Source organism: Janthinobacterium sp. (genome assembly GCF_031995485.1).
Lineage (GTDB): Bacteria > Pseudomonadota > Gammaproteobacteria > Burkholderiales > Burkholderiaceae_D > Janthinobacterium.
In genome coordinates, this window is record NZ_DAMAGB010000007.1 from 84957 (window position 1) to 111563 (window position 26607).

General features: G+C 62.4%; 22 protein-coding genes and 1 tRNA gene. 3 read left to right on the forward strand and 20 right to left on the reverse strand.

Annotated elements, in window-relative coordinates; translation table 11 throughout:
• Nucleotides 1-57: 57 nt before the first annotated feature.
• From epsE to RTQ46_RS07485, 13 genes are all read right to left on the reverse strand, one after another.
• Nucleotides 58-846 (reverse strand): polysaccharide export protein EpsE, encoded by a 789-nt coding sequence (gene epsE, locus RTQ46_RS07425; RefSeq protein WP_312435593.1) that lies wholly within the window; start codon nucleotides 844-846, stop codon nucleotides 58-60.
• Between the two features lie 47 nt (nucleotides 847-893).
• Nucleotides 894-1904 carry an EpsD family peptidyl-prolyl cis-trans isomerase gene (locus tag RTQ46_RS07430; RefSeq protein ID WP_312435594.1) on the reverse strand — a complete coding sequence of 337 codons (1011 nt, stop codon included), beginning with the start codon at nucleotides 1902-1904 and terminating at the stop codon, nucleotides 894-896.
• A gap of 398 nt (nucleotides 1905-2302) precedes the next feature.
• Nucleotides 2303-3685, reverse strand: coding sequence for an undecaprenyl-phosphate glucose phosphotransferase (locus tag RTQ46_RS07435; RefSeq protein WP_312435595.1), 1383 nt, complete (start codon nucleotides 3683-3685; stop codon nucleotides 2303-2305).
• Between the two features lie 8 nt (nucleotides 3686-3693).
• On the reverse strand, nucleotides 3694-4962 hold the full coding sequence (epsL, locus tag RTQ46_RS07440; RefSeq protein WP_312435596.1) for an XrtB/PEP-CTERM-associated polysaccharide biosynthesis outer membrane protein EpsL: 1269 nt from the start codon (nucleotides 4960-4962) through the stop codon (nucleotides 3694-3696).
• 40 nt (nucleotides 4963-5002) lie between these two features.
• Nucleotides 5003-5665, reverse strand: a complete 663-nt coding sequence (locus RTQ46_RS07445) for a CAAX prenyl protease-related protein (protein WP_312435598.1) — start codon at nucleotides 5663-5665, stop codon at nucleotides 5003-5005.
• Nucleotides 5666-5840: 175 nt separating this feature from the next.
• Nucleotides 5841-7730 carry an ATP-binding cassette domain-containing protein gene (locus RTQ46_RS07450; RefSeq protein WP_312435599.1) on the reverse strand — a complete coding sequence of 630 codons (1890 nt, stop codon included), beginning with the start codon at nucleotides 7728-7730 and terminating at the stop codon, nucleotides 5841-5843.
• A gap of 172 nt (nucleotides 7731-7902) precedes the next feature.
• Nucleotides 7903-7977 (reverse strand) — tRNA-Arg (locus tag RTQ46_RS07455).
• A 63-nt stretch (nucleotides 7978-8040) separates the two neighbouring features.
• Complete coding sequence (locus RTQ46_RS07460) at nucleotides 8041-9171, reverse strand: hypothetical protein (RefSeq protein WP_312435600.1); 1131 nt, start codon at nucleotides 9169-9171, stop codon at nucleotides 8041-8043.
• A 217-nt stretch (nucleotides 9172-9388) separates the two neighbouring features.
• Nucleotides 9389-10093 carry a response regulator gene (locus tag RTQ46_RS07465; protein ID WP_312435602.1) on the reverse strand — a complete coding sequence of 235 codons (705 nt, stop codon included), beginning with the start codon at nucleotides 10091-10093 and terminating at the stop codon, nucleotides 9389-9391.
• A gap of 88 nt (nucleotides 10094-10181) precedes the next feature.
• The gene (locus RTQ46_RS07470; RefSeq protein WP_312435603.1) at nucleotides 10182-14414 is read right to left on the reverse strand and encodes a two-component regulator propeller domain-containing protein; all 4233 of its coding nucleotides are present in this window, start codon (nucleotides 14412-14414) and stop codon (nucleotides 10182-10184) included.
• Nucleotides 14415-14475: 61 nt separating this feature from the next.
• A complete protein-coding gene (locus tag RTQ46_RS07475; protein WP_312435604.1) occupies nucleotides 14476-15648 on the reverse strand; it encodes a patatin-like phospholipase family protein in 1173 nt (390 codons plus the stop codon).
• A gap of 96 nt (nucleotides 15649-15744) precedes the next feature.
• Nucleotides 15745-16503: a 3-hydroxyacyl-CoA dehydrogenase gene (locus tag RTQ46_RS07480; RefSeq protein ID WP_312435606.1), complete on the reverse strand. Its 759-nt coding sequence runs from the start codon at nucleotides 16501-16503 to the stop codon at nucleotides 15745-15747.
• A gap of 130 nt (nucleotides 16504-16633) precedes the next feature.
• Nucleotides 16634-17056: a hypothetical protein gene (locus RTQ46_RS07485; RefSeq protein WP_312435607.1), complete on the reverse strand. Its 423-nt coding sequence runs from the start codon at nucleotides 17054-17056 to the stop codon at nucleotides 16634-16636.
• Nucleotides 17057-17353: 297 nt separating this feature from the next.
• Here RTQ46_RS07485 and RTQ46_RS07490 point away from each other — a divergent pair, with 297 nt between their 5' ends.
• Both RTQ46_RS07490 and RTQ46_RS07495 read left to right on the forward strand, forming a co-directional pair.
• Nucleotides 17354-19387 (forward strand): TonB-dependent receptor domain-containing protein, encoded by a 2034-nt coding sequence (locus RTQ46_RS07490; protein ID WP_312435608.1) that lies wholly within the window; start codon nucleotides 17354-17356, stop codon nucleotides 19385-19387.
• Between the two features lie 121 nt (nucleotides 19388-19508).
• A complete protein-coding gene (locus tag RTQ46_RS07495; protein ID WP_312435609.1) occupies nucleotides 19509-19793 on the forward strand; it encodes a hypothetical protein in 285 nt (94 codons plus the stop codon).
• 13 nt (nucleotides 19794-19806) lie between these two features.
• On the opposite strand, the gene RTQ46_RS07500 is transcribed toward RTQ46_RS07495, so the two are convergent.
• From RTQ46_RS07500 to RTQ46_RS07530, 7 genes are all read right to left on the reverse strand, one after another.
• Nucleotides 19807-21927 carry a sodium-translocating pyrophosphatase gene (locus tag RTQ46_RS07500; RefSeq protein ID WP_312435610.1) on the reverse strand — a complete coding sequence of 707 codons (2121 nt, stop codon included), beginning with the start codon at nucleotides 21925-21927 and terminating at the stop codon, nucleotides 19807-19809.
• Between the two features lie 166 nt (nucleotides 21928-22093).
• On the reverse strand, nucleotides 22094-22750 hold the full coding sequence (gene adk, locus RTQ46_RS07505; protein ID WP_312435611.1) for an adenylate kinase: 657 nt from the start codon (nucleotides 22748-22750) through the stop codon (nucleotides 22094-22096).
• Nucleotides 22751-22986: 236 nt separating this feature from the next.
• Nucleotides 22987-23742 carry a 3-deoxy-manno-octulosonate cytidylyltransferase gene (gene kdsB / locus RTQ46_RS07510; protein ID WP_312435612.1) on the reverse strand — a complete coding sequence of 252 codons (756 nt, stop codon included), beginning with the start codon at nucleotides 23740-23742 and terminating at the stop codon, nucleotides 22987-22989.
• A gap of 3 nt (nucleotides 23743-23745) precedes the next feature.
• A complete protein-coding gene (locus RTQ46_RS07515) occupies nucleotides 23746-23922 on the reverse strand; it encodes a Trm112 family protein (protein ID WP_312435613.1) in 177 nt (58 codons plus the stop codon).
• Nucleotides 23903-24955 carry a tetraacyldisaccharide 4'-kinase gene (gene lpxK, locus RTQ46_RS07520; RefSeq protein ID WP_312435614.1) on the reverse strand — a complete coding sequence of 351 codons (1053 nt, stop codon included), beginning with the start codon at nucleotides 24953-24955 and terminating at the stop codon, nucleotides 23903-23905. Before lpxK ends, RTQ46_RS07515 begins: the two co-directional genes overlap by 20 nt.
• A gap of 93 nt (nucleotides 24956-25048) precedes the next feature.
• Nucleotides 25049-25492 carry a biopolymer transporter ExbD gene (locus RTQ46_RS07525; RefSeq protein ID WP_312435615.1) on the reverse strand — a complete coding sequence of 148 codons (444 nt, stop codon included), beginning with the start codon at nucleotides 25490-25492 and terminating at the stop codon, nucleotides 25049-25051.
• Nucleotides 25489-26091 carry a MotA/TolQ/ExbB proton channel family protein gene (locus RTQ46_RS07530; protein WP_312435616.1) on the reverse strand — a complete coding sequence of 201 codons (603 nt, stop codon included), beginning with the start codon at nucleotides 26089-26091 and terminating at the stop codon, nucleotides 25489-25491. Before RTQ46_RS07530 ends, RTQ46_RS07525 begins: the two co-directional genes overlap by 4 nt.
• 321 nt (nucleotides 26092-26412) lie before the next feature.
• Here RTQ46_RS07530 and RTQ46_RS07535 point away from each other — a divergent pair, with 321 nt between their 5' ends.
• Nucleotides 26413-26595 carry a hypothetical protein gene (locus RTQ46_RS07535; RefSeq protein WP_312435617.1) on the forward strand — a complete coding sequence of 61 codons (183 nt, stop codon included), beginning with the start codon at nucleotides 26413-26415 and terminating at the stop codon, nucleotides 26593-26595.
• Nucleotides 26596-26607 lie beyond the last annotated feature (12 nt).

Genomic DNA, 26607 nt, shown 5'->3' on the forward strand with positions numbered 1-26607 from the left:
GGAACTCTCATGACAAATTAAAAAACAGGGTCGTAATGACTAAGAAAGATTCGGTCCTCAAAACAGGCTTTCTTTTACATACACAACATCATCGACTTGCAACAGATCGTCATGCTTGGCATCGAGTATCTGCAGCTTGCCGTCCGCATCGCGCCGCTTGATGCGAATGCCGCGTTCCGTTCCGCGCTGCGTGAGTCCGCCGCCAACCGACAAGGCCTGCAGCACCGTCATGGCGCGCTCAAGGCGAAAAGCGCCAGGGCGCTGTACCTCACCGTAGATATAGAAGCGCGGTGCGCGTTCCACGTACACGACGTCATTGCCGGCCAAATCCAGGTCACGCTTGAAATCACCGGTGCGCACCATGTCGACGATATCAACCACTTCCTTGCTGGTCGTCCCGCCGCGCTTGCGTATCAGGCTGACCGCGTCGCCGCCCTCCGCGCCCAGGCCACCAGCCATCGCCAGCATATCCATCAGGGTACGCTTGCCCTCCAGTGGATAGCGCCCCGGCCGGTTTACCTGCCCCAGCACGGAAACCTGCTGGCTCTGCAAGGTGGTGACAATGATGTTTACCTGGGCCTTGCGCAGAAATCCGCCGCTTTCCAGCAACCCCCCGATCTTCTTCTCGGCGCTGGAAACGGCCAGGCCACCGACTGCCACCGTGCCAACCAGCGGAAAGGTGATTTCTCCCGCTTCGCTGACCCTGGTCTCAAGGGAGAGGTCGGGGCTGCCATACACCGAAATGCGCAGCACATCGCCAGCGCCCAGCAATACATCGGCAGCCGCGGCAAAGCCGGCGCCGAAGACCAGGAAGGCAGTCAGAATCCAGAGTGCGAGTCGTTTCATGTTGTTTTACTCAATTCTTCTTAAAAGTGATGGGACAGACATTGCGGTTATTTCAAACCAGCAACACCACGCTCGTTCGCCTCGGGCGACAGTCCGTTTACAGGCGCGGCCGGGGTTGCGGGCGTGCTTGCTGCGGTGGGTGTACTTGCCGCAGCGGGCGCCGCAGGCGTAGTCGTGGCCGGTGCGGGGCTGGCGTCCTTCTTGTTCAGATACTCAATCTTCGCTTGGGCACGCAGGCGTTTGAGCTCGGCGTCAGCGGCATCCTTGTTTTTCTTGTTAAACAAAAACTGCTCGATTTGCGGCGCCGACTGCGCCAGCGTGACCGAACTGTCCTTCACGTCGGCGAGCGAAATAAGCAGCGTGCGGTCACCTTCACGCACGATAAAAAGCTGCCCTTTGGGCATGGAAAGCAATTTACTGCTGAGGTCTGGCGCCAGATCCGCGCTGGTGCGCGACACCTGGGTACGCCCGAATTTGACATTGTTCGCTTCCAGCCACACCGCGACCTCTTCCAGCGATTTGGCGCCGTCCATCGTCGCCTTCAGCTTGTCGTTGACGTCGCTGCTGGGGATAATCAACTGCTTCATGTCAAACTGCTTGCGTTGAGTAAAGAACTCGGGATGCTTGCCAAAGTAGTCTTCCACTTCTGCCGGGGTTGGCTTGGCGACCGTGCCGATCCGTTTCTGCATATACGCCTGGGCAATGATCAGGGCCTTGGCCCGTTCGATCGCCTGCACCACTTTCGGATCGCGATCCGTCTTGTCCTTGACTGCTTCATTCTGCAAAATCTGGCGATCGATCAAGGACTCCAGCAGCACTTTGCTGGCAGCTTCTTGCTGCCCCGCCTGCACGCCGGAGCGCTGCAGTTCCTCATTGAGTTGCAGAACCGTGATTTCTTCACCATTGACGCTTGCCAGGGACTGGGTTGCTTTTTCTTCTTTCTTGCCACCGCAGGCGGACAGGCCTACGGCCGTCAATAACACAATTGCGCTTAACAGAGCACGTTGACCAGGGGTGCGTCCAGCAGGTGTCAAGCCTGTCATATGTAAATGCTTCAAAATTACTCCTTCATTCTGGTATGGTTCATGCTGCATATGCTGCTGACACAAGCGGAAGCAGCCGGCCGGGCCTGCTTCTTGCCAGGGAAACGACGCTGCAAAACGTACATAGTTACCTGCGCAAATCTATTCAATAAGACAACATCATTAACAATATTATAAATAGGTAGCCATAGGATGCATAGCACTAATAAAAATATTTGCTTAAAAAATCATTAAGTTGCCTAAATAAAATTTTTAACAGTGTCTCCGCGGCGGCTCGCGGCAACGGCATCCAGCCTGTTTCCACTGCGGTCCGTCGAGGACAGAGGTGCCATTCTAGCGCGGATTGTTTCAGAGAAAACAAAATTTACCTCTACTGTGCACGCGCGTGAAGCACGTGCCGCAGCCAGGCAAAATCAATGCGCGTTGTCGCGCTTGAGCACCACTTTGATGGTACAAACAATGATCCAGATATCGAGCCATAACGACCAGTTCCGCAGGTAGTCGAGGTCATACTGCACCCGCGCCTCCATCTTGTTCAGGGTTTCCGTCTCGCCGCGCAAGCCATTGACCTGCGCCCATCCGGTGATGCCTGGCTTGACCTTGTGACGCAACATGTATCCCTTGATCAGCTTGCGGTATTGCTCGTTGTGCGCGACCGCGTGCGGACGCGGTCCGACGATACTCATACGGCCTTGCAATACATTGATAAACTGAGGCAGCTCATCGAGCGAAGTCCGGCGCAGAAATCCGCCCACCCGCGTCACACGCTGGTCATTCTTGGTTGCCTGCACCACCTTGTCGCCATCCTCGCTGACCGTCATGGAGCGGAATTTGTAGACGATAATTTCTTCGCCATACAAACCATAGCGACGCTGGCGAAATATCACCGGCCCTTTGGACGTGGCCTTTACCGCGACCGCGATGAGCAGCATAAGCGGCAGCAGCAGGATCTGGATCAAGCCCCCGAGCACGATATCGCTGCCGCGCTTGACCATGCTGTTAAAGCCGGTAAAGGGCGATTCGCGGATGGCGATCACCGGCATGCCACCCACATTGTCGAAGCGGGCCTGCATCAAATCGAAAATGTAAATATCCGGTAAGAAATAAACCGATGCCGTCGTATCCTGCAACTCGTCGAGCATCTTGCGTATCCGCGGCTGGGCCGATATCGGCTGACTGATGAAGATCATCTTGATGTTGTTTTCGCGGACATAGGCGGTAATATCCGCCATCTTTCCCAGCATCGGTTCAAGCATCTTTTCCGGCCGGCGATCATCGGTACGGTCATCGAAATAGCCATGTACCTGCATGAACAGATTCGGATTGCGCGCGATGGTGGCGGCAAACCGCAGGCTGGCGTCATTGGCGCCGATAATGACCACGGAACGCACTTCACTGTCGCGGCCAGGATCGGCTAACAGACGGCGCGTCGCCAGATGGCTGCCCAACAGAATGAAAGGCGTGAGCAGAAACCAGGCGCCGAGCAGATGACCATCGAAGTGAAACGCCAAGCCCGTTACCATTCCGAGGCAGAACAGGATCAGCACCGTGATGCCCCAACTGACCAGCACGTCGCGTGCATAGGCCAGCATGCGTCCGCTGCGCCAGGTGCGGTACGGGTCCACATTATGAAAGACCGAGGAAGATATAAAAAATGCCAGGATCATCAGCACCAGCGAATAGCCCGTAAACGGGGAGCCCGACAGGACCGACAGCAGGTAGAGCGTGCCCATGATGATCAGTGGATCAAGGATACGCTGGAAAAACGATATGAGGGGGATGTCATTCACCGTCATGATACTCTTCAAAACTGTCCGCTAGCGGTGAAGGAAACGCCATTGGCGCGATAACTGCCGGTGTTGATCAGCGCCGCGCCGGTGCGCGCATCATGAAATGCGTTCACGCCCAGCTGAATATTCGGCCTCGGCGCGTACGTCACGCCGACGGTCGCCGTCCGCGTCGAATCGGTGACGTCGCTGGGCAAAATCATGCCGGTGGTCGCGGAAAAATCGCGCTTCTGGCGGCGCAGCAGGGCGTCCACGCGCACTTTGGCGGACACATCCCAGGCTGCGGCGATGCTGGCGCCGTTGTTCAGGCTGCTGCTGACCAGCGAGTTCTCCACTGCGGCGAACTCACGCCACAGGCTACCGGTAAAGCGCACCTTGCCCAATGGCGCCCAATACACCGTCAGGCGGCCATTGGCCCCGCTCGCGTCATGCACGGAAAACAGCTGGTTCTTGCGTTTTACCCAGCCGCCAAGCAGCTGGACTTGCGTGATTCCGCTGACGTACCAGTAAATATTCGCCTTGACCTCATCTTGCTCGTAGCCCTGCTCCACGCCGAGCGCCTCGAAACCTGCACGATTCGGATAACTGCCCTTCAGATGACGCAATTGCAAGCCGATGCGGCTGTTGCTGGACTGCAGGAAATCGACTCCCAGCTCGGTCGCGTCTTCCTGCCGGTCCGAAATGCGCTGGGTAATCAGATCATAACCATAGCGCTCACGTGAAAAGCCCGCGCGCGCCTGCCAGCTGGGGTGAAAGCGCCAGCCGCCGTTGAGGTACTCGCGCCGCACCGTGCGCAAATTACGCTCGGTGCTTTGAAAATCACTGAACGGCGTCAAGGTTTGCGTATAGCTGACACCTGCGTGGCCGTCGAGGTGGTTGGCGATATGCCACTCCAGATCGGCCAGATAATCCTTGCCGCTGTAATCGAGCTGGTCGAAATGATCGAAATAAACCCGCGACCATTTCGCCTGGCCACTCAGTATCTGACGCCCGATCGGCCGGTTGAACACTAAACCTGCCTGAACTTGCCGCGAAGTATCCGAACGCTGGCCATTGATGCCCAGCCTGTCGTCATCGAGACGAAACAGATTGTCATCATATGAATAGCTTGTTGCAATAAAAGGCGAAATGGTATCGTTGAAGGCTGCCATGGCAGGCCGTCCAGTGGTAGCGCAGGCAATCATCAGCGCCGAGACAGGAAGCGTCCTGGCCAGGGTCCGCGGCAGACGGCGCTGCGCGACAAGCCCGGCAGACGTGCCGCAAGTAAATCGCAAAAATTTCAACATAGGTTATCGTCTTTTGAGAGCAAACATTTGATGGTCAATACTACCAGTAAGTCCAGTGCCCACCTGAAATTATCCACACGCCCAGCACGCCATTCGTGACCGCATGCGCAAGCACCGGCGCCCACAGTGACTGGCTGCGCATGTACAGGAGGCTGTAAGCGGCACCGGCAACAATGCCCGCCAGCCACAAATTGTGCTCAAAGCCAAACAGTACCACACTGACAATAAAAGCCTTGGCACTGATCAGGCGTGGATTGAGTTTCAGAAAGTCAGGCGCATCGATCCAGCGCAACAAGAAGGAGCGCCAGAACAACTCCTCCATGACAGGCACGATCAGTGCTGCGCCGGCGATGCGCAGCACCACCAGACCCCATTGGATGGCGCCATCCGTGCGCGGATCGAAGCCCTCGGAACTGCCTATGCTCATCCAGCCGGCGTCGAGATTAATCCACAACACAAACACCACGAAGCCGATGGCCACGGCGCTTGCCGTCGCGCGCGCGCCTGGCGGCGACCAGGACAATTCCGTGTAACTGCGACGCCAGTACAACAGCATGCCAAGTACGACGGCAATCTTGACAACATACAGCCAGCGCAGGTCGTGGGCGGCCACGCCGAGCCGGGCCAGCATGTCGGCGATGAAAATAAAGGAGAGGTAAGCGAGAAACGGGACGACCCGTGGCAAGGCCGCGCGCTCAAACATGGAGCGCCCCATGGACGCGGGGCGGACGCATCGGACAGTGGGGTCCGGATGACGTCCTTTTGATTGCAAACATGCATCCCTCGATATAAAAAATATAATTATATAATTATATCAAGCAGAATCGTTGCCGTGGCAAGTAATCCTTACTTTTTTACAACAAGGGACGGAGAAACCATCACGCGTTGGCACGTGCCTCGATCTGTTCCCATTTTTCCAGTGCTTCAAGCAACTCCTGCTCAATCTCGGCCACGCGTGCGTTCAGGCGCTTGCCTTCGGCCGGCGTCTTCTTGTAGAAGTCCGGATGCGACAGCTCGGCCGCCAGCACCGCTTGCTCGTCTTCCAGCCTGGCGATCAGTTTCGGCAATTCGTCGAGTTCGCGCTGCTCCTTGTAGCTGAGTTTTTTCTTGGCGGCAGGTGCGGCAGCCTCGGCCTTGACGGCAGGCTTGCTGGCTGGCGCGGTGGCCACCGGCAAGGTGCGCACGCGCTCCCAGTCCGTGTAGCCGCCGACGAATTCGCGCCATTTGCCGGCGCCTTCGGCGACGACGACCTGCGTGACGACATTGTCGAGGAAGGTGCGGTCATGGCTGACCAGGAACACGGTGCCCTTGTAGTCTTCCAGCAATTCTTCCAGCAGCTCCAGCGTATCGATGTCCAGATCGTTGGTCGGTTCATCGAGCACCAGGCAGTTGGCCGGCTTGGCGAACAGGCGCGCCAGCAGCAGGCGGTTGCGCTCGCCACCGGACAGGGTCTTGACCGGCGAGCGTGCACGCTCGGGCGAGAACAGGAAATCGTTCAGGTAGCTCATCGAGTGCTTGCGCTGGCCATTGATCTCGACCCAGTCGCTGCCCGGCGAAATCGTTTCGATCAGGCTTGCTTCCTCATTGAGCTGGGTGCGCATCTGGTCGAAGTACGCCACCTGCAACTTGGTGCCGAGCTTGGCGGAACCGGTATCGGGCGCCAGCTCCCCCAGTATCATCTTGAGCAAAGTGGTCTTGCCGGCACCGTTGGCGCCGATCAGGCCGACCTTGTCGCCGCGCAGGATGGTGCCGCTGAAGTTGTCGATGATCACGCGGTCGCCGAAGCGCTTGCTGACATTTTCCAGCTCGGCCACGATCTTGCCAGAGCGTTCGCTCGAACCGACTTCCAGCTTGACCTGGCCCTGCTGGTCACGGCGCGCATTGCGCGTCAGGCGCAACGCTTCGAGGCGGCGCACGCGGCCTTCGTCGCGCACGCGGCGCGCCTTGACGCCCTTGCGGATCCAAACTTCTTCCTGCGCCAGGAACTTGTCGAACTTGGCGTTTTCCACCTCTTCGTTTTCCAGCTGCTCGGCCTTGCGGGTCTGGTAGGTGGTGAAGTTGCCCGGGTACGACAGCAAACGTCCACGGTCCAGTTCGATAATTCGCGTGGACACATTGTCGAGGAACGAACGATCATGGGTAATGAACAGCACGCTGCCCTTGAAGTCGCGCAGCAGGCCTTCGAGCCACAGGATCGAGGTGAAATCCAGATGGTTGGTCGGCTCGTCGAGCAGCAGCACGTCGGGCGCCGACACCAGCGCGCGCGCCAGCGCCACGCGCTTCTGCATCCCGCCCGACAGGGTTTTCATCAGCATGTCGCCGGTCAGGTTCAAACGGTCGAGCACGGTTTCCACCTTGTTCGGCAGGCTCCACGCATCGGCCGCATCGAGCTTGACCTGGATGTCGTGCATGCGTTCCATCAGTTCGTCGTCGTTGCCCTGGCCGAACTGGCCGGTCAGCTCGTCGTATTCCTTCAGCCACGCCTGCGATTCGCCCATGCCCGACGCCACCGCGTTGAACACCGACATCTCGGGATCGAACTGCGGCTCCTGTTCGACGTAGGCGATCTTGATGCCTTGTTGCATCACCAACAAGCCATCGTCGAGCTTGAACTTGCCCGAGATGACTTTCAGCAGCGACGATTTGCCGGTGCCGTTACGGCCGATCAAGCCGACCCGTTCCGAGGTTTCCAGTGAAAATTCCGCGTGATCGAGCAGCGCGACGTGACCGAACGCAAGTTGCGCCGATGAAAGAGAAATGACAGCCATAATGAATAAAGGTGCTCGGGCGCCGATCCTTGCCTACCGCAGGATATGCAAGCCAGCCGCCGATTGGATGAATGAAGCACGCATTGTACCGACAACTCGGATTTCAATCGGCATAGATCAGAAAATTTGCCGTCCGCGAGGAGACAGCTGCCGGGAGGTACCGCGTGATCGCTGGTGTCGCCAGCAGGAATCGAACCTGCATTTAAGTCTTAGGAGGACCTTGTACTATCCATTGTACGATGGCGACACACGAAGCGGCATTATACAGCGTAGTCTTGCCTATTGACAGCCCGGCAAGGCGACAGTTTTCTTACGCGGCGCGCAAGGTGTCGTCCGGCTGTTGGCTGATCCTGCGGCGCGCGGTAACGCCGCCGATCACCAGCAAGCCTGCCAGCAATAACGAAACCATGTCAGGCTCCGGAACCGCGGACAGAAGGAATGCGTTGGTCCGGCCAGTCACGGTATTGTAAGCGTTACCGACGATCCAGCCGTCATCATTGATGCCGTTCGCCGAGCGCAGGACCCAGCCCGCGCTCACGCTGCCGGTATCAAGGAAGCTGTTCAGATCTAACATCGAGTTGCCATCCCACAGCACGGCATGTTCCCCACCCGTTTCATTCCACGCCTGGCCCACTACCTGGCCGCCGTTATTGATGCCAGCAGCCAACGTATTGTTCCATCCCGAGCTGGCCAGTTCAGACGCCACCAGGCCATTCCAGATGGTGGCGCGCGACATCAGGTCGCCGGCGGTATTCGAGTAGCCCACGGCCTGTCCGGCGTTATTGATGGAGTAAGCCCAGCTGAACGAACCGCCCAGCGTGCCCAGATCCACCGCCACATCGCCGTCCCAGCGCGTGGCATGCATGTCTTCCGCAGCCGTGCTGGCCGCGCCGACGATCATGCCGCCGTCATTGATGGCATGGGCATAGCTGGAGTAGCCGCCCAACGTGCCAAGGTCGGTGGCCGCGCCCTCATTCCAGCGCGCGGCATGTTCCGCCCCACCGGCAACGCCGGCAGAGCCCACCCGCACGCCACTATTGTTGACGGCCATGGCTTTGCTGGCCCCGCTCCCCAGGGAAGGCAGCGCCACGGCGGCCTGGTTGCCGCTCCAGCTTGCCGCCCGCAGCTTGTCGGTGCCGCCCGTATTGGAGGCCCCGACAATTTCATTGTTGTTATTGATGGCATACGCCCGGCTCGATACGCCTCCGGCGGTACCCAGGTCGCTTATGCCCCCCGCACTCCAGAGGGTAGCACGATCGACCCCTGCGCTATTGGTCGAGGTACCAACGATTTGTCCGGCATTATTGATGGCCACGGCAGCGCTCAACTTGCCACCCAGTGTGCCGAGACTCTGATAAGAGTAAGAGGATGACGCGGATGCGGTGCCGGCCAAAAACAGGCCGACGGCAAATACGACGGCTCGTGACGATACGAAGTCCATTTTATGTCCTTTTAACAAAATCCTATATCGCATGCCGTGGCAAAAAATAGTCGATATACGATGCAAAACACTACCTTACACAGCTGGAAGCAAAACACCGCCGAATTGACAACATTGAAATTCTATTGCATTTTGTTTCTTTTTGTTTGCTTTTTTAGCAGCAATTGGAGGAAGGTCAAAAAACAACATTTTGTGCAAAAGGAACTTTTACCAGCAATCAGACGCAGCGATGCAGCAGTTGAGCCTGCGCCAGGGTGCTGTGTTCAATCGCTGCCAGCGCCGTCCGCAGCGCTTTCTCGTCGAGTACCTTAGCTTGCAGCACAGCAACCAGCCCGGCCGCCGCGCCATGCAGGCCCAGCGTGGTGCAGCCCAGGTGCAGGCGCTCGACCTGCTGGCGCGCCAGCGCCGGTTCGCCGTCGCGCAGCAGCGCCTCGATGTGACTGGCAGCGGCGCCGGCCTGCTGCCGGAAACCGGCCAGGTAGGCCTGCAGCCGCTCGGCATCGACGCCCAGCCGCTGCAAGGTCAGCGAGGGCGCTTCGGCTGACAGCGCTGCGACCTGATTGCAACAGGCGTCAAGATGCTGGCGCACCTGCTCCTGGTCGAACGGCTTGACGATATAGCCGGCGGCGCCGGCCTGCACCGCCACGCGCACGGTTTCCTGGTCGTTGGCCGACGACACCAGCACCAGCGGCATGGCGTCGAGCGCGCTGTCGGCCCGCACTTTCTGCAGCAGTTCCATGCCGGACAGGCGCGGCATGCGCAGGTCGCAGAAGCACAGCGCCGGGCGCAGGCCGCCTTCCAGCTGCTGCCATGCGTCGGCGCCGTCGTCCGCCTCGACGATATCGTGCACGCCGCAACTGTCGATCAGGTGCATCAGCACCATGCGCGACACCACATCATCATCGACCACCAGTACTTTCATTGCCGCCTCCATCTCGCCTGCGCCTGCCATGCGCTGTAGCTTATTCTACCGAATTTCCGTCTTGGACCCCCGTTTGAACTTGCCTGTTTTACACGCCCGTGGCCGAGGCCGCGATCTGCGCCAGCATCGCGTGCAGGCGCGGCAGCTCCAGCGCCACGCGCGCCCAGTGCCCGCCATCGGCCGCTTCCTCCAGCTCCGTGCACAGCAGGTGCAGGGCCGCCTCATCGAGATAGGCGGCGCTGCCTTTGAGTCCATGCAGCAGGCGCCCGGCGCCGTCGCTGTCGCGCGCGGCCAGCGCCGCGTCCAGTTCCGCCAGGCGGGTCGCCAGGTCGGCGGCAAAGGCGCTGCGGATGCGCCGCTGCAGCTCGTCGCCGCGCACCCCAGGCTTGGGCACGGGCGCCAGCACGACGGCGGCCGGCGCCACGCCGAACAGCGCATCGAGTTCGGCCTGCCCGCGCGCCATGAAGCGCGGCGGCAGGAACGGCAGCTGCGGCAGCAGATGGCCGCGCGCCAGCTGCCGCTCGATCGCGCGCTCCAGCAGGCAGTGCAGCGCCACTTCGTCGATCGGCTTGCTGAGGAAGTCGTCCATGCCGGCGCCCAGATAGCGGCTGCGGTCTTCTTCGCTGGCGTTGGCCGTCAGCGCGACGATCATCACCTCCTGGTCGCGCACGGGGAACGCCGGCAGGCCGCCGGCGCGGATCAGCCGCGTGGCCGTGGCGCCATCCATCTCCGGCATGCGCCCGTCCATCAGCACCAGGTCGTAGCGCGTCTGCGCGCAGGCCGCTACCGCCAGCGCGCCGTTGCCGACCACGTCGACCCGGTGGCCCAGGTCTTCCAGCAGCACGCGGATAATGATCTGGTTGGTCGGGAAATCCTCGGCGCACAGCACCCGCAGCTGATGGCTGTGCGGCGCCAGCTCCACCTGCGGCACCAGCGGCGGCGCCACCCCGTCAGCCAGCGGCAGCGTAAACGTGAAAGTACTGCCCTGCCCCGGCACGCTGGCCACTTCGATCTCGCCGTCCATCAGTTCGACCAGCTGGCGGCAGATCGCCAGTCCCAGGCCGGTGCCGCCATAACGGCGCGTGGTACTGGCGTCGGCCTGCTCGAATTTCTGGAACAGGCGGTCCATTGCGCCCGCTTCGATGCCGATGCCGCTGTCGCTGACGGTAAAGCGGATCAGGTTGACCTTGCGTCCGCCGACGGCGGCCGGGGCCAGGCCGCCGTGCTCGACGCGCACCTGCACGCTGCCGCGCTGGGTGAACTTGAAGGCGTTGCCGACCAGGTTGACCAGCACCTGACGCAGCCGGGTCGGGTCGCCCACCACGAAAGCCGGCAGGTCGGGCGCCAATTCGATGGCAAAGCCGATGCTGCGCGCGGCCGCCTGCTCCTCGAACAGGCTGACCACGTTCTCGATCGCCGCGCCGAGCGCGAAGTCGATGTTTTCCACGCTTAGCTTGCCCGCCTCGATCTTGGAAAAGTCGAGCAGGTCATTGATGATGGCCAGCAGCGACTGGGCATTGGCCTGGCCGCGCAGGATCTGTTCGCGCGTGGCCTCGTGCAGCTGGCCGTCGCGCAAGGCAAAGCCCAGCATGCCGATCACGCCGGCCAGCGGGGTGCGCATCTCGTGGCTCATGTTGGCCAGGAATTCCGATTTCTGGCGCGTCGCATCTTCCGCCTTGCGCTTGGCATGGCGCAGGCTTTCCTCGTTCTGCGTCAGGCTGGCATTGGCGCGCGCCAGTTCGTCGGACTGGGCCCGCACCTCGATTTCCTTGCTCTGCAGTTCCAGGTTTTTCTGCGACACCTCGGCGGTGCGCTCGCTGACCAGGGTTTCCAGCCTGGTCTGCTGGCGCCGCACGGTGCGCATGCGCTGGCGGTAGGCGCCGTAGATCGCGCCCAGCAGCAGCGCCAGCACCAGCGTGCGGAACCACCAGGTCTTCCACATCGGCGGCAGGATGGTGATGGCCAGCGTGGTGCCGGTCTCGTTCCACACGCCGTCCTTGTTGGCTGCCTTGACGCGGAACACATACTCGCCCGGATCGAGATTGGTATAGGTGGCGAAGCGCCGGTTGGCGTCCGTCATGACCCAGTCCTCGTCAAACCCCACCAGCCGGTAGGCGAACATGTTGCGCTGCGGCGCGGCGAAATGCAGGGCCGCGAACTCCAGCGAAAACACGCTTTCGCGGCTGGTCAGGGTCAGGCTGCGCGTATGGTTGATGGCGCCGCGCAGCAGCTGGGCAAACTCGCCGCGCCCCACGGCCACCGGCTTGTTGAAGATCTGCAGTTCGGTGATGGCCACCAGCGGCGGCACCCGGTTGTCGTGGATCTCGGCCGGCACGAACGCCGTCATGCCGTTGAAGCCGCCGAAATACATGGTGCCGTCATGGGCGCGCAGCGCGGCGCCATCGAAGTACGAGCCTTCGATGGTGCCGTCGGCGCTGTCGTAGTTGCGGAACTGTCCGCTGCGCATGTCGAGCCGGGTGACGCCGCTGTTGGTGCTGAGCCACAGCTGCTCGTTGTCGTCGCCAAGGATGCCGGCGATCGCATCGTCGGCCATGCCATCCTTGCGCAGGAAGCGCCGGAAGCGGATCTTGCCCTGCGCGTCGGCATCCATGCGGTTCAGGCCATTGGCCGTGCCCACCCACAGCACGCCGCGCTTGTCCTCGTGCAGGTAGTGCACTTCATCGTGGCTGAGGCTCGATGCGTCGTGCGGCTCATGGCGGTAGTGGCGAAACTTGCCGGTGGCGCGGTCGTACAAATCCAGGCCGTGAAAGGTGCCGATCCATACCCGCCCCTGCCGGTCTTCCAGCACCGGGCGCACCATGTTGTCGGACAGGCTGGCCGGGTCGGCGGGGTCGTGGCGGAAGGTGGTGAATTTGCCGCTGGCCGGGTCGAAATGGTGCACGCCGCCGCGCGTGGAGACCCACAGCATGCCGCTGCGCTCGCCCGCCACATTGCGGATGGTGTCGCTGTTCGGGTCGCCCACCGCAAAGCGCGTGGTGGTGAAGCGCCGCGTGGCCACGTCAAACCGGTGCAGGCCCGAGCTGCCGCCCACCCACAGCGTGCCCGGCGCGCCGGCGTACAGCGAGGTGACCTGTTCGTCGCGCGAGATGCCGGGCGTGGCCTGGAAGTCGAACAGCTCGGTGGTGCCGTCGCGCGTGTCATACCGCTTCAGCCCTTTGCTGGTGGCCAGCCACAGCTGGTTGCCGCCGGCGTCGGCCAGCGCGCGCACTTTTTTATCGGCCAGCGCGGCCGTGTCGTCGGCTGCGCGCACCATGCGCGAAAAACCGCCGCTGCCCAGGTCGACCCGGCTCACGCCGTTGTACCAGGTGCCTACCCACAGGGTGCCGGCGCGGTCGCGGTACAGCGAGGCCAGCTGGTTGTCGGCCACGCTGACCTTGTCGCCGGTCTGGTGCCGGTACTGCAGGAAGGTGTCGCTCTCGGGTTGCCAGCGCAACAGGCCATCGGCATTGCTGCCCAGCCAGACCGTGCCGTCGATGTCCTGGTACAGGCTGGCCACGCGCAGCGCCGAAAAGCCCTGCTGCGGCCCCAAGCGCAGGCGCGAGACGGGCGCCTGCCCCGGTTCGCCCAGGCGCCAGCGCTCGGCGCCGGCCCGCGTGCCGATCCACAGGTTCTGCTGGCGGTCGACCATCAGCGCATGAATCAGATTGTATTTCGAGGCAGGCGACGGATCGATCACGAAATGTTCGAAGCGCTCGCTGCCCGGCGCCAGCATGTCCAGGCCCGTTACCGTGCCGATCCACAAGCGCTTGCGGGCGTCGAGCGCCAGCGTGCGCACTTCGTTGTCGCGCAGGCTGTCGGGATTGTTCGCATCGTGGTGCCAGCTGCGAAACTGGCCCGTGCCGCGGTCGAAATGCTGCAGGCCGTCGGCGGTGGCGATCCAGAAACCGCGCGCGCCATCGTCGACGATGGCGTTGATATGGCGGCTGCCATTGCCACGCTTGCTCTTGCCCTGGACGCCGTAATGGATAAAAGTCTGGCTGGCCGAATCGAAGCGATCCAGGCCGTTGTCGGTGCCGATCCACAGCTGGCCGTCGCGGTCCACATGCAGCACGCCGACCCAGTTGTCGGCCAGGCTGGTGGCGTCGCCCTCGATATTCTTGTAGACCACCACGCGGTAGCCATCGAAGCGGCTCAGGCCCGACTGGCTGCCGAACCACATGAAGCCTTGCGTGTCCTGGGCAATCGCCAGCACCGATTCCTGCGCCAGGCCATGTTCGACGCTGAGCTGGTCGAAGCGCAAGGTGCGCGCCGGCGCCGCTGCCGTCCAGCCACCTACCAGCAAGCACAGGAACCACGCCACGCCGCATATCCGTCGAAATCCCCGCACGATCATCCAGTCAAAAAAAACGCGCCATGGCGCGTCAGGCGGCGAAAAACGCCAGTACATCGTCCTTGCGGGCCTGCGTATCGCGCTGGCCGAGACGAATCAGCTCATTAGTATACGTCGATTCAAACAATAAATACGAAGCCAGCGCCGCACCGCGCGCTTCGGCCGCGCCGATACCCGACAACATGGTGCGGATCGGCCGCGGCAGGCTGCCGATATGGCGGCTGGCAATTGCATCGAGCCGCTCGGACGGCGCGATCACCAGCAGCTCCACCGGCCGCAAGGCGGTTTTGCCCAGCAATTCAGGCGGCAGCATCGACAGGGTCAGGTTGATGCGGTTCAGGCGCTCGATATCGACCGCCAATCCATCGAGAAAAATCGACGACAGCGCATGGCCGGCGATCTGCGCCAGGCTCGGGTAGCGCGCCGCTTCGGCCGCGGCGGGCGCCGGCTCCGTCATGCGCCCGGCGCCCACCACCAGCACCTTGTTCGCGCCCAGGTGGATGGCCGGCGAAATCGGCGCCAGCTGGCGCATCGAACCGTCGCCGCAGTATTCGCGCTGGCCGCCGATATACAAGGGCACGGCGGGAAAGATGAACGGAATGGCGGCCGAGGCCAGCAGGTGCTCGACGCCGATCTGGTCCTGCAGCGCCAGGCGCTGTGTGCGCACCCAGGGTGCGATCTCGGCGCCGGTCTGGTAAAACGTCATGTGGCGGCTGCCCGAATACGACGAGGCGGTGACGGCCAGCGCATGCAGCCGGCCCTCGGCCAGGGCGGCGTCGAGGCGCGGCAGGTCGAGCATGCGGTGCAGCAGGCTGACCAGCGGGGTATTGTCGAGCAGTGAACTGGGCGGAGAGGCATGCCACTGGCGCAGCAGCCAGCCGAACGACAGCAGCGACAGCCAGCGCGCGCCGGAGCGGATCACCCCCAGCGAATCGGCGCGGTAGACCTGTTCGACCTCGATATGCTGCCAGACGTCGAGCAGCTTTTGCACGCCTTCGCCGAAATGGTCGGCGCGGCAGGCCAGCGCGGTGGCGTTGATGGCGCCGGCCGAGGTGCCGCAGATAATGTCGAAGGGATTGCGCCCGGCATCCCAGCCGGCGTCGAGCAGGATCGCCGAGATCGCCTGCAGCACGCCCACCTGGTAGGCCGCGCGCGCGCCGCCACCGGTCAGTATCAGGCCCGTCTTGTTGTTTTCCATTCCCATGCCGGCAGATTAGCAGGGTATAGATGCTTTTGGGAAAAGTTGATGGCGGCGCTGTTGTTGCGCCGCCATGGCCTGCTGACGGCAATGGTGCCGGCCTTACTTCGGCTGCATGCGGATCGCGCCGTCCAGGCGGATGGTTTCGCCATTGAGCATCACGTTTTCAACGATGGCTTTTACCAGCTGCGCGTACTCGCCCGGCTTGCCCAGGCGCGAAGGGAACGGCACCATCTTGCCCAGCGCATCCTGCACTTCGGCCGGCATGCCCAGCAGCATCGGCGTTTCGAAAATGCCGGGCGCCACCGTCATCACGCGGATGCCGCTGCGCGACAGGTCGCGCGCCATCGGCAGGGTCAGTCCCGCCACCGCCGCCTTGGACGAGGCATACGCCGCCTGGCCGATCTGGCCGTCAAACGCCGCCACCGAGGCCGTATTGATGATGATGCCGCGCTCGCCCTCTGCCGTGGCATCGAGCTTGCCCATCGCATCGGCTGCCAGCCGGCACATGTTGAAGGTGCCGACCAGGTTGATATTGACCACCTTCTGGAACAGCGCCAGCGGGTGCGGGCCATCCTTGCCGACGGTCTTTACAGCCGGCGCCACGCCGGCGCAATTGACCAGGCCGCGCAGCGTGCCCAGCTTGGTAGCTGCGGCGACCACCGCCAGGCCGTCTTCCTCGGATGTGACGTCGCACTGCACGAATACGCCATTCAGTTCGGCCGCCAGCGCCTGGCCCGCTTCGACCTGCACGTCGGCCAGCACGACCTTGCCGCCGGCTTGGGTCAGCATGCGCGCCGTGGCCGCGCCCAGGCCCGAAGCGCCGCCCGTGATGATGAATACATTGTCCTGAATTTGCATGAAGTCTCCTGTTATCGGTTATCTGGCTGATAATGATCTCTTTACGTTTACGTAAACGTCATTCGCGCGACAATTGTAGCCAATTTTCAGGACACTGAGCAAAAACCTCGACAGGCGATCACCGGCAAGGTCAGAAACACTGCATAAACGCGCCATTGCGGTGGCAGATGCGCCCATTCGCGTCGAGCGTGGCGTTGCCCGCGCCGTTATAGCGCGCGCCGCTGGCATCGCGGCAGCCGCCGCTGTCGCAACCGTTGACGGGCAGCGGCATGCTGGGCACCGGCGCGGCCGAAGGCGTTGGCAGGGTCTGGTAATGCAGCACCGGCGCCGGCATCTGCGTGGGCGGCATGCGGCCGATCACCTGCGGCACGCTGCGGCGTGGCTGCTGCGGCGGCGCCGTGGCGCAGGGCTCGACCGCCAGCCGGGTACTGTCCTGCGGATCGAGACGGCAGACGGGCAAGGGCTCGGCCGGTGCTTTTTCGGCGGCGTGCTGGCCAGCGGCGAAAGCCTGGCTGGCAGACAGCAACAACAGCATCAGTATGGCTTTCATCATCTTCTCCCGCAAACAGGCATTTCTCCATTGACGCCCACAGCGTCCCATGCAAGCGACGGTAACGCTTTTTTACGAATGCCGGCGCAAGCAAGCCTGCAGGAAAACTCCGGTAACGGCGCAAATATAAATGCAACGATGTTTTTATTTAAACCACCCACTTTCTTTCTTGCAAGCATATCACTATAATATGCGCAATTATTGCGAACGATTCCCATTCGCATCTAAGCGTTATTGTCATTTTCTCCAAGCCACCCAGCAGGCAGCCAGGAATCCACCCCTTCCTGGAAAGTTTTATCCATGCGCACACGCCGTTCTCTTGTTTCCTCCCGCTCCCCCGCCACTGTTTTGCTGCCCTGCCTGCTGTCGCTGGCCGTCGGCAGCGCCTGGGCCGAAGGCAATGCCGCCACCGATCCGACCCTGGCCACGGTGGTGGTCACCGCTTCCGGCACGGCCATTGATATCAAAGATGCGCCGGCCAGCATCAGCGTCATCACGCGCGAGGAAATCGAGCGCCAGCCCGTGTATGACCTCAACACCTTGCTGCGCCGCATCCCCGGCGTGACGGGCGGCACCAGCCCGGTCGGCGAAGAATCGAAGATCAAGCTGCGCGGCCTGCCCGACAAATACACCTTGATCCTGGTCGATGGCAAGCGCATGGGCAGTTCGGCCGATACCGCCTACCGCCCCGACCTGGGCCGCCAGGACCTGAACTGGATTTCGCCCGAGATGATCGAGCGCATCGAAGTGGTGCGCGGCCCGATGTCGTCGCTGTACGGTTCGGACGCGATGGGCGGCGTGATCAATATCATCACGCGCAAGGTGCCGGGCAAGTGGAACGGTTCGGCCACCGCCAACTACACCGAGCCGCAGGACAGCGGCCGGGGCGCCGCGCACCAGCTGGGCCTGAACCTGGCCGGGCCCCTGTCGGACACGCTTGGCATGCGGCTGGGCGTGGCGCAATCGAAGCAGAACGCGGACCAGAAGATCATCAGGAATGCGGGCGGCATCGGCGGCGAGCGCAACCAGAGCATCACGGGCCAGCTCAACTGGGCGCTGAACAAGCAGCACAGCCTGTCGCTGGACGCCAGCTACGGCCGGCAGGAAGCGTCCGATTCGCCCGCGCTCGATGCCGATGGCGAACCGCTGTTCTATGCCTGGGGCGCGAGCAAGCTGATACGCAAGAGCGCCAGCCTCGGGTATGAAGGCAAGCTCGATTTCGGCAAGGCGCGCATCAATCTGTATCACAACGACTACGACAACCAGGTCACCGGCGTGGTTGCCAAATCGAAGGACAGCACGCTGGACGCGACGCTGGAAAAACGCCTGGGCTGGGGCGTGGAGCAGCTGCTGGTGATGGGCGGCCAGTGGAAGCACCAGCAGCTGACCAATACCGACACCATCGGCACCATCCCGCTCGACTACCTGGGCAATCCGGTGACGGGCGCCTCGCTGTCCGGCACCACCTCGGCGCTGTTCGCCGAAGACCAGCTGTTCCTGCGCGACGACCTGACCGCCACGGCCGGCCTGCGGCTCGATCATCACGGCAAGTTCGGCAACCACTACAGCCCGCGCCTGTACCTGGTGTACCACCCTGCCCCGGCCTGGACTGTCAAGGGCGGCGTGTCACAGGGCTTTCGCGCGCCGAGCCTGAAGGAAAACTCGCCCTCGGCCGCCACCAATTCGGGCGGGCGCGGCTGCACCAGCCTGCGTCCGCTCGGCTACATCAGCGGCACCTGCTACATGGCCGGCAATGCGGACCTGAAACCGGAAACCAGCACCGCCGGCGAGATCGGCGTGGCGTACGAAAGCAATGGCTGGGATGTCGGCCTGACCTACTTCCATACCGACTTCAAGAACAAGATCGACTACGCGCCGCTGGGCAAGTTCCAGGGCATCTGGTGGACCCGCATGACGAATATCCAGAAGGCGCGCACCAGCGGCCTGGAAGGCACGGCCACCATCCCCGTGACGAAAAACCTCAGCTGGCGCAACAACGTCACCTATATGCGCGAAGCGAAAAACCTGACCACCGGCGCCAACCTGCTGTCGACGCCGAAGCTGTCCTGGTATTCGGCGCTGGGCTGGCAGGTGAACGACCAGCTGTTCGGCGAAGTGTCGGCGCAATACACGGGCAAGGAACTCGATGCGGGCGCACTGGCCAACAAAGCCTATACCATCGTCGACGCGGTGGTGTCGTACAAGGCGACACCCAACTGGACCGTGCGCGGCGGGGTGGAAAACCTGCTCAAGAAGGGGCCGATGGCCGACGGCCAGGTCGACTACTACGTGCCGGGACGGCGCCTGTTCGTGGGCCTGACCTCGCGCTTCTGATCGCCATTGCGCCATGCAGCCTGTCCGGCCCGGGCAGGCTGGCGCCAGCTGGGCTTGCAATATTCATGCAGGAACAATAATATTGCATCTGAGAATTACTTACCCATCTGGAAATACAAATATGAATGTCAGTAATGACCTGCCAACCTATTACGGCTGGATACCGTTTCTTCTTTTTGCGGGCGTCTTTTTCCTGATCTACCGGCACAACGCCAGAAAGGCCAGCAAGAATTTTGACTGGTACCGGCGCCAGCACCCGCACTGCGTCAGGGATGGCCGCGTGAAATGCCACAAGTGCGGCAGCGGCCATATGGGGACCGAGCGCCTGATGAACCATTCCTACCTGCGCGGCCATATCTGCCGCCAGTGCGGCACCACGCTGTACTACTCGCGCGAAGGCGGCTGACTGCCTTGCATGATCACTGCGCTGGCAGGGCCGGCGGCGCGGCCGGCGCCAGGATCGGCGGTGCGGCTGCGGTAATCGGCGCCGGCGCGCTGACGGCCAGCCAGCCCGTGGCCGGCAGCAGCGGCACCAGCAGCAGCGCCACGATATTGATGATCTTGATCAGAGGGTTGACGGCCGGGCCGGCCGTGTCCTTGTACGGGTCGCCGACCGTGTCGCCGGTGACGGCCGCCTTGTGCGCGTCCGAGCCCTTGCCGCCGAAATGGCCATCCTCGATGTACTTCTTGGCGTTGTCCCAGGCGCCGCCGCCGGTGGTCATGGAAATGGCCACGAACAGGCCCGTGACGATGGTGCCCATCAAGAGGCCGCCCAGCGCGGCCGGTCCCAGCAGCATGCCCACCACCACCGGCACCACCACCGGCAATAATGACGGCACGATCATCTCGCGGATCGCCGACGCCGTCAGCATGTCGACCGCCTTGTCGTATTCAGGTTTGGCCGTGCCCTCCATGATGCCCTTGATATCGCGGAACTGGCGCCGCACCTCCACCACCACGGCGCCGGCCGCGCGCCCCACCGCTTCCATCGCCATCGCGCCGAACAGGTAGGGAATCAGGCCGCCGATAAACAGGCCGACGATCACCATCGGGTTCGACAGGTCGAACGTGATGTGCTGGCCCACCGATTCGAGCGCGTGCGTGTAGTCGGCAAACAGCACCAGCGCGGCCAGGCCGGCCGAGCCGATCGCATAGCCCTTGGTGACGGCCTTGGTGGTGTTGCCCACCGCATCGAGCGGATCGGTAATCGCCCGCACCGACTCGGGCAGGCCCGACATCTCGGCGATGCCGCCCGCGTTGTCGGTGATCGGGCCATAGGCGTCGAGCGCGACGATAATGCCGGCCATCGACAGCATGGCGGTGGCGGCGATCGCAATCCCGTACAGGCCGGCCAGCTGGTACGACACCAGGATCGCCACGCACACGGCCAGCACCGGATAGGCGGTCGACTTCATCGATACGCCCAGGCCCGCGATGATATTGGTGCCGTGGCCCGTGGTCGAGGCTTCGGCGATATGGCGCACCGGCTTGAAGTCGGTGCCCGTGTAGTACTCGGTGATGTACACCATCAGCCCGGTCAGCACGATGCCGACCACGGTGGCGCCCATCATCTTGTAGCGCATGGCGTCGTCCGGCCATAGCAGCCAGGTGACCACCGCAAAGCCCACCAGCGACAGGCCCGCCGCCCACCACAGGCCCGTGTACAGCGCCGACATGATCTTCTTGCCGGGCGCGGTTTTCACCATCGAACAGCCGACGATCGAGGCCAGGATCGACACCGCCCCCAGCAGCAGCGGATAGATAATGGCGCTGCTGCTCGCCTCGCCCAGCAGCAGGGCGCCCAGCAGCATGGTGGCGATCAGCGTCACCACATAGGTCTCGAACAGGTCGGCCGCCATGCCGGCGCAGTCGCCCACGTTGTCGCCCACATTATCGGCAATCACGGCCGGATTGCGCGGATCGTCCTCGGGGATGCCCGCCTCCACCTTGCCCACCAGGTCCGCGCCCACGTCGGCGCCCTTGGTAAAGATGCCGCCGCCGAGACGCGCAAAGATGGAGATGAGCGAGGCGCCGAACGCCAGGCCGATCAGGGGCTTGATCAGGTCATGCTGCGACAGCCCGGCCGCGCCGGTGGCCACCAGCAGCCAGTAGAACAGGGTCACGCCCAGGAGACCCAGGCCCACCACCAGCATGCCGGTGATCGCGCCGCCCTTGAACGCGACGTTCAACGCCTGGTTGATGCCCAGCGTGGCCGCCTGCGCCGTGCGCACATTGGCGCGCACCGAGACGTTCATGCCGATAAAGCCGCAGGCGCCCGACAGCACCGCGCCGATCAGGAACCCCAGCGCCGTATGCAGGCCCAGCAGCGCGTAGATGGCGATCAGGAGCACCACGCCGACCATGGCGATGGTGCGGTACTGGCGCGCCAGGTAGGCGGCGGCGCCCTGCTGGATGGCCAGCGCGATTTCCTGCATGCGCGCGTTGCCGGGGTCCTGGCGCAGGATCCAGCTGCGCGAGAGCAAACCGTAAATGACTGCGACCACGCCGCAGGCTACCGCAAACCACAGACTGGCTGCCATATCGTCTCCTTCTGTTTTTATCCGACGTTATTGCCTACAGCTGCAGGCAAGACCCGCAGCCAGGAAAACACGCACTGCAAAAAACCACTACTGAAACGATGGCAGCGAGCGGGCCAGCAAGCGCCCATAAAAAAAGCGGACATCAATGTCCGCTTCGTGTGCTGCCTTATTCTGCCAGGGCGGCAAATGCGCTGTCGCGGATTTGCTCGACCGGGCCGACGCCGGCGATGCGGCGATATTTCGGCGCACCGGCCAGGCCGGACTGGGCCCACTCGTTGTAGTAGCCGAGCAGCACCTTGGTCTGGTTGTGGTACACATCCAGGCGTTTCTTGACCGTTTCGGCCTTGTCGTCGTCGCGCTGGATCAGCGGCTCGCCGGTGACGTCATCGATACCTTCGACCTTCGGCGGATTGAACTTGACGTGGTAGACGCGGCCCGAGCCCGGATGGCTGCGGCGGCCGTCCATGCGCTCGATGATCGATTCGTCCGGCACGTCGATTTCCAGCACGTAGTCGACATTGATGCCGGCGTCCTTCATGGCGTCCGCCTGCGCGATGGTGCGCGGGAAGCCGTCGAACAGGTAGCCATTGGCACAGTCGGCGTCCTGCAGGCGGTCCTTGACCAGGCCGATCATGATGTCGTCCGACACCAGGCCGCCCGCATCCATGACTTTTTTCGCCGCCAGCCCCAGTTCGGTACCGGCCTTGATCGCCGCGCGCAGCATGTCGCCCGTGGAGATCTGTGGAATATTGTATTTTTCCTTGATGAAGTTAGCTTGGGTGCCCTTGCCGGCACCGGGTGCTCCTAACAGTATGAGACGCATGTTGTTCCTAAAAAGCAGATTGGATGGGTATGTGTAATTATTGTTAGATGGTGTTGCTCTGACTATCTTTCCCTACGAAACTTACCACAAAAATTCGTCCGAACGCCAGTTTGGTGTCGATTTGGCATCGGAGGATTGATCAAAGCCAGCAATTGTGAAAGCTGGCGTTTGAAAATGTGGTTTTTGTCGCAAACGCGCAAATTAAATTTGCACATCGCCGTTTTTGCGGGTAGTACTTACGCAGCCTGGTAGTGCGCCTGCACGCGCGCCAGGTCTTCCGGCGTATCGACGCCGGCCGCTGGCGCCGACTCCGTCACATGCACGGCAATCGCATGGCCATGCCACAGCACGCGCAGCTGTTCCAGCGCTTCGATGCCTTCCAGCGGCGACGCCTCCAGTTGCGGATACGCCTGCAAAAAGGCATTGCTGTAGGCGTACAGGCCGATATGGCGCAGCGGCACATAGCCTGCGGGCACCGTGTCGCGCGACTGCGCAAAGCCGTCGCGGTGCCACGGGATCGTCGCGCGCGAAAAGTACAGCGCACGATTGTGCTTGTCGAGCACCACCTTGACCACGTTCGGATTGAAGGCGTCCGCCATGTCGTGCAGCGGATGGGCGCAGGTGGCCATCGGCACCGTGGCGCCGATCTGCGCGGCGCAGGCCGACAGCAGGGATGGGTCGATCAGCGGCTCGTCGCCCTGCAGGTTGACCACCACCGCATCCATCGGCAAGTTAAGCGTACGCGCCACTTCGGCGATGCGGTCGGTGCCCGATGGATGGTCGCTGCGCGTCATGCACGCCTCCACCCCATGCGCGGCGCAGGCGGCGCGGATGTCCTCGTGGTCGGTGGCGACGATCACGCGCGAAGCGCCCGACAGCACCGCCTGTTCGGCCACGCGCACCACCATTGGCTTGCCGCCCAGGTCGGCCAGTGGCTTGTTGGGCAGGCGCGTCGAGGCCAGGCGGGCCGGAATGATGACGATGAACGACATCGTTTATTCGACGGCGTCGAGCAGGGTGCGGGCTTCGTCGGCCCACATGATGGGGATGCCGTCACGGATCGGATAGGCAAGGCGGTCAGGGCGGCAGATCAGTTCCTGCGCCTTTTTATCGTGTTCAAGCGGGCCCTTGCAAACAGGGCAGACCAGGATATCAAGCAGTCGAGCGTCCACGACATTTCTCCACAATTTGTTGGGCCAGCGCGCCGTCGATGTGGGCGCTGACCGGGACGACCCACAGTCTCGGGTCATCTTTGAGATGTTCAATTTGCGCACATTTTACTGCATCCTTCTCGGTGATCAAGATCACATCCGTGTCGAGCGCGGCAAATGGCTGGTCGAGGAAATCATGATGGTCGGGCAACGGCAGTTCCGCGAAGCGCAAACCGGCGCCGCGCAGCATGGCAAAGAAGCGTTGCGGATTGCCGATGCCGGCGGCGGCCACGATGCGCTGGCCGCCTTGCGCCAGCGCTGCCAGAGGCAGGCGCTCGGCGCGGTTGACCAGCCGTTCGGCGGCATCGCCGGCCAGGCGCATCTGCACCACCAGCCCATTTTTCGGGGCGACACGCGATGCCAGCGCCGGCGACATCTCGGCCGCATTGATCACCGTCACATCGCGGCGCCGGCGCGGCGGCTCGCGCAAGGGGCCGGCCGGCAGCAGCCAGCCATTGCCCGTGCCGCGGCCGTCGAACAGCACGATTTCCACATCGCGCTGCAGGGCATAGTGCTGCAGGCCGTCGTCGGTGACGATCACGTCGACCTCGGGATGCGCCGCCAGCAGCGCCCTGCCCGCCTGCGCGCGGTCGCGTCCCACCATCACGGGGCAGCCGCCATGCTGGAAGATCAGCAGCGGCTCGTCGCCCACCTGCTGCGGCGTCGAAGCGGCAGTCACGGCGCGCGGCGAGCGGTCGGCGCTGCCGTGGCCGCGCGAAATCACGCCTGGCTGCATGCCGGCCTCGCGCAAGGCCTGCACCAGCCAGATCGTCAGCGGCGTCTTGCCGGTGCCGCCGATAAAGATATTACCCACCACCACCACCGGCACCGGCAGGCGCGCGGATGTCAGAATGTTGGCGCGGTACAGACCGCGCCGCACGGAGCCCAGCGCGCCGAACAGCAGCGAGACGGGCCACAGGGCGCAGGCCAGCGGGCCGCGTTTGAGCCAGGCGCGGGTAAGGGTGGTTTCGAGCTGGGAGGGGGATGTGGGCATGAACAGAGGGATCAAGGAGAAACCCCGAGGCAGAAACTGGGGTCGGACCCTGAGGGTCCGACCCCGGCACTTCGGTTGGGGTTGAATGTAAAGTTACTTGTTTCCGCCAGCCTGCGCCGCAAAGGTCAGCTTTTCATAGCCGGCCAGGCGCGCCGCTTCCATCACGTGGATCACCATCTGGTGCATGGCCAGCTGGTCGGCGTTGACCACCACCACCGGCGTCTGCGCGGGCGCCTTGCCGCCATTGGCAGCCTTGGCCGCGTCCTGCAGCGCGCCGGCCAGGCCAGCCACGTCGCGGAACGACACCGGCTGCAGGTTGACCGTGTAGTTGCCCTTGGCGTCGACGGTGACGTCGATCTGCTGCGGCTTCTCCCTGGCCTGTTCGGCGTTTGCCGTCGGCAAGGTGATCTGCAGCTCCGTGAATTTGCTGTAGGTAGTGCTGACCATCAGGAAGATCAGGATCACCAGCAGCACGTCGATGAAGGGGATCAGATTGATTTCGGGGTCTTCCCGCCCCTTTCCTTTACGAAAGTTCATTGGCGGCCACTGTGGACAAGGTCGACGAACTTGACGGCCTGCTGCTCCATGTCGATGACAAAACTGTCGACCAGGGCGCGGAAGTGGCGGTAGAAGATCAGCGCCGGCATGGCAATCGCGAGGCCGAACGCGGTGTTATACAGGGCCACCGAAATGCCGTGCGACAGCGCGGAATTGGAGGCGGTGGCGCCGGGCGAGGCGAAGATCTCGATCATGCCGATCACCGTGCCGAACAGGCCCATCAGCGGCGCCAGCGTGGCAATGGTGCCCAGCGTGGTCAGGAAGCGTTCCAGCGTGTGGGCCACGCCGCTGCCCGCCTCCTCGATCGATTCTTTCATGACTTCGCGCGGCGCGTCGACATTGCGCAGCGCGGCGGCCAGCACCACGCCCAGTGGCGAATTGTCTTCCAGCTTGGCGATGGTGTCGGGGGTAATCTTGCCGCTGCGATAAACCTGCACCACTTCATCGAACAGCTTGCGCGGCAGGATGCGGGGGCGCCGCAGGTACAGCAGGCGCTCGATGATCAGGGCCAGCGCGACGATGGAAGCAATCAACAACAGCCAGACGGGCCAGCCGGCGGCTTGGAATATAGCGAGCAAAGGAACTCCTGGATAAAAAAAGCAAAAAGCAGGCATGGCAAGCATGACTGATGGCGCAATGTAGCGCGTTGCAGCGCTGGCGGCAAGAGGCGCTCGTGGCACAGCGGCAAGCCGGCTGGCTATCCACAGCCAGTGCTGTGCGTGGTAGCCGCCAGGTTTTGCACATATTGTGTGGATAAGATTGTGCGCAAGCCGACATCGACAGGATTAAGCCCTTGATTTCATTGACTATTTATCGCATGCGCAAAATACAGGCATAGCAGCTATTTCTACCGGGTCAATGCAAAACTGACAAGCAATTCAAAGTTCTGCACATTTATTGTGGACAAGATTGTGCGCAAAGCCGATAAAGAAGATCAAGCCATTGATTTTAAACGCTATTTTATTGATGCGCAAAAAAGTAGCAGGCCAGGCCGCGAAACAGCAAATCGCTGCGCCAAGTTCTGCACACAATCTGTGGACAAGATTGTGTGCAAGCGCAAATCAGTGCGCCAAGTGCCTTGATTTATATCGTTT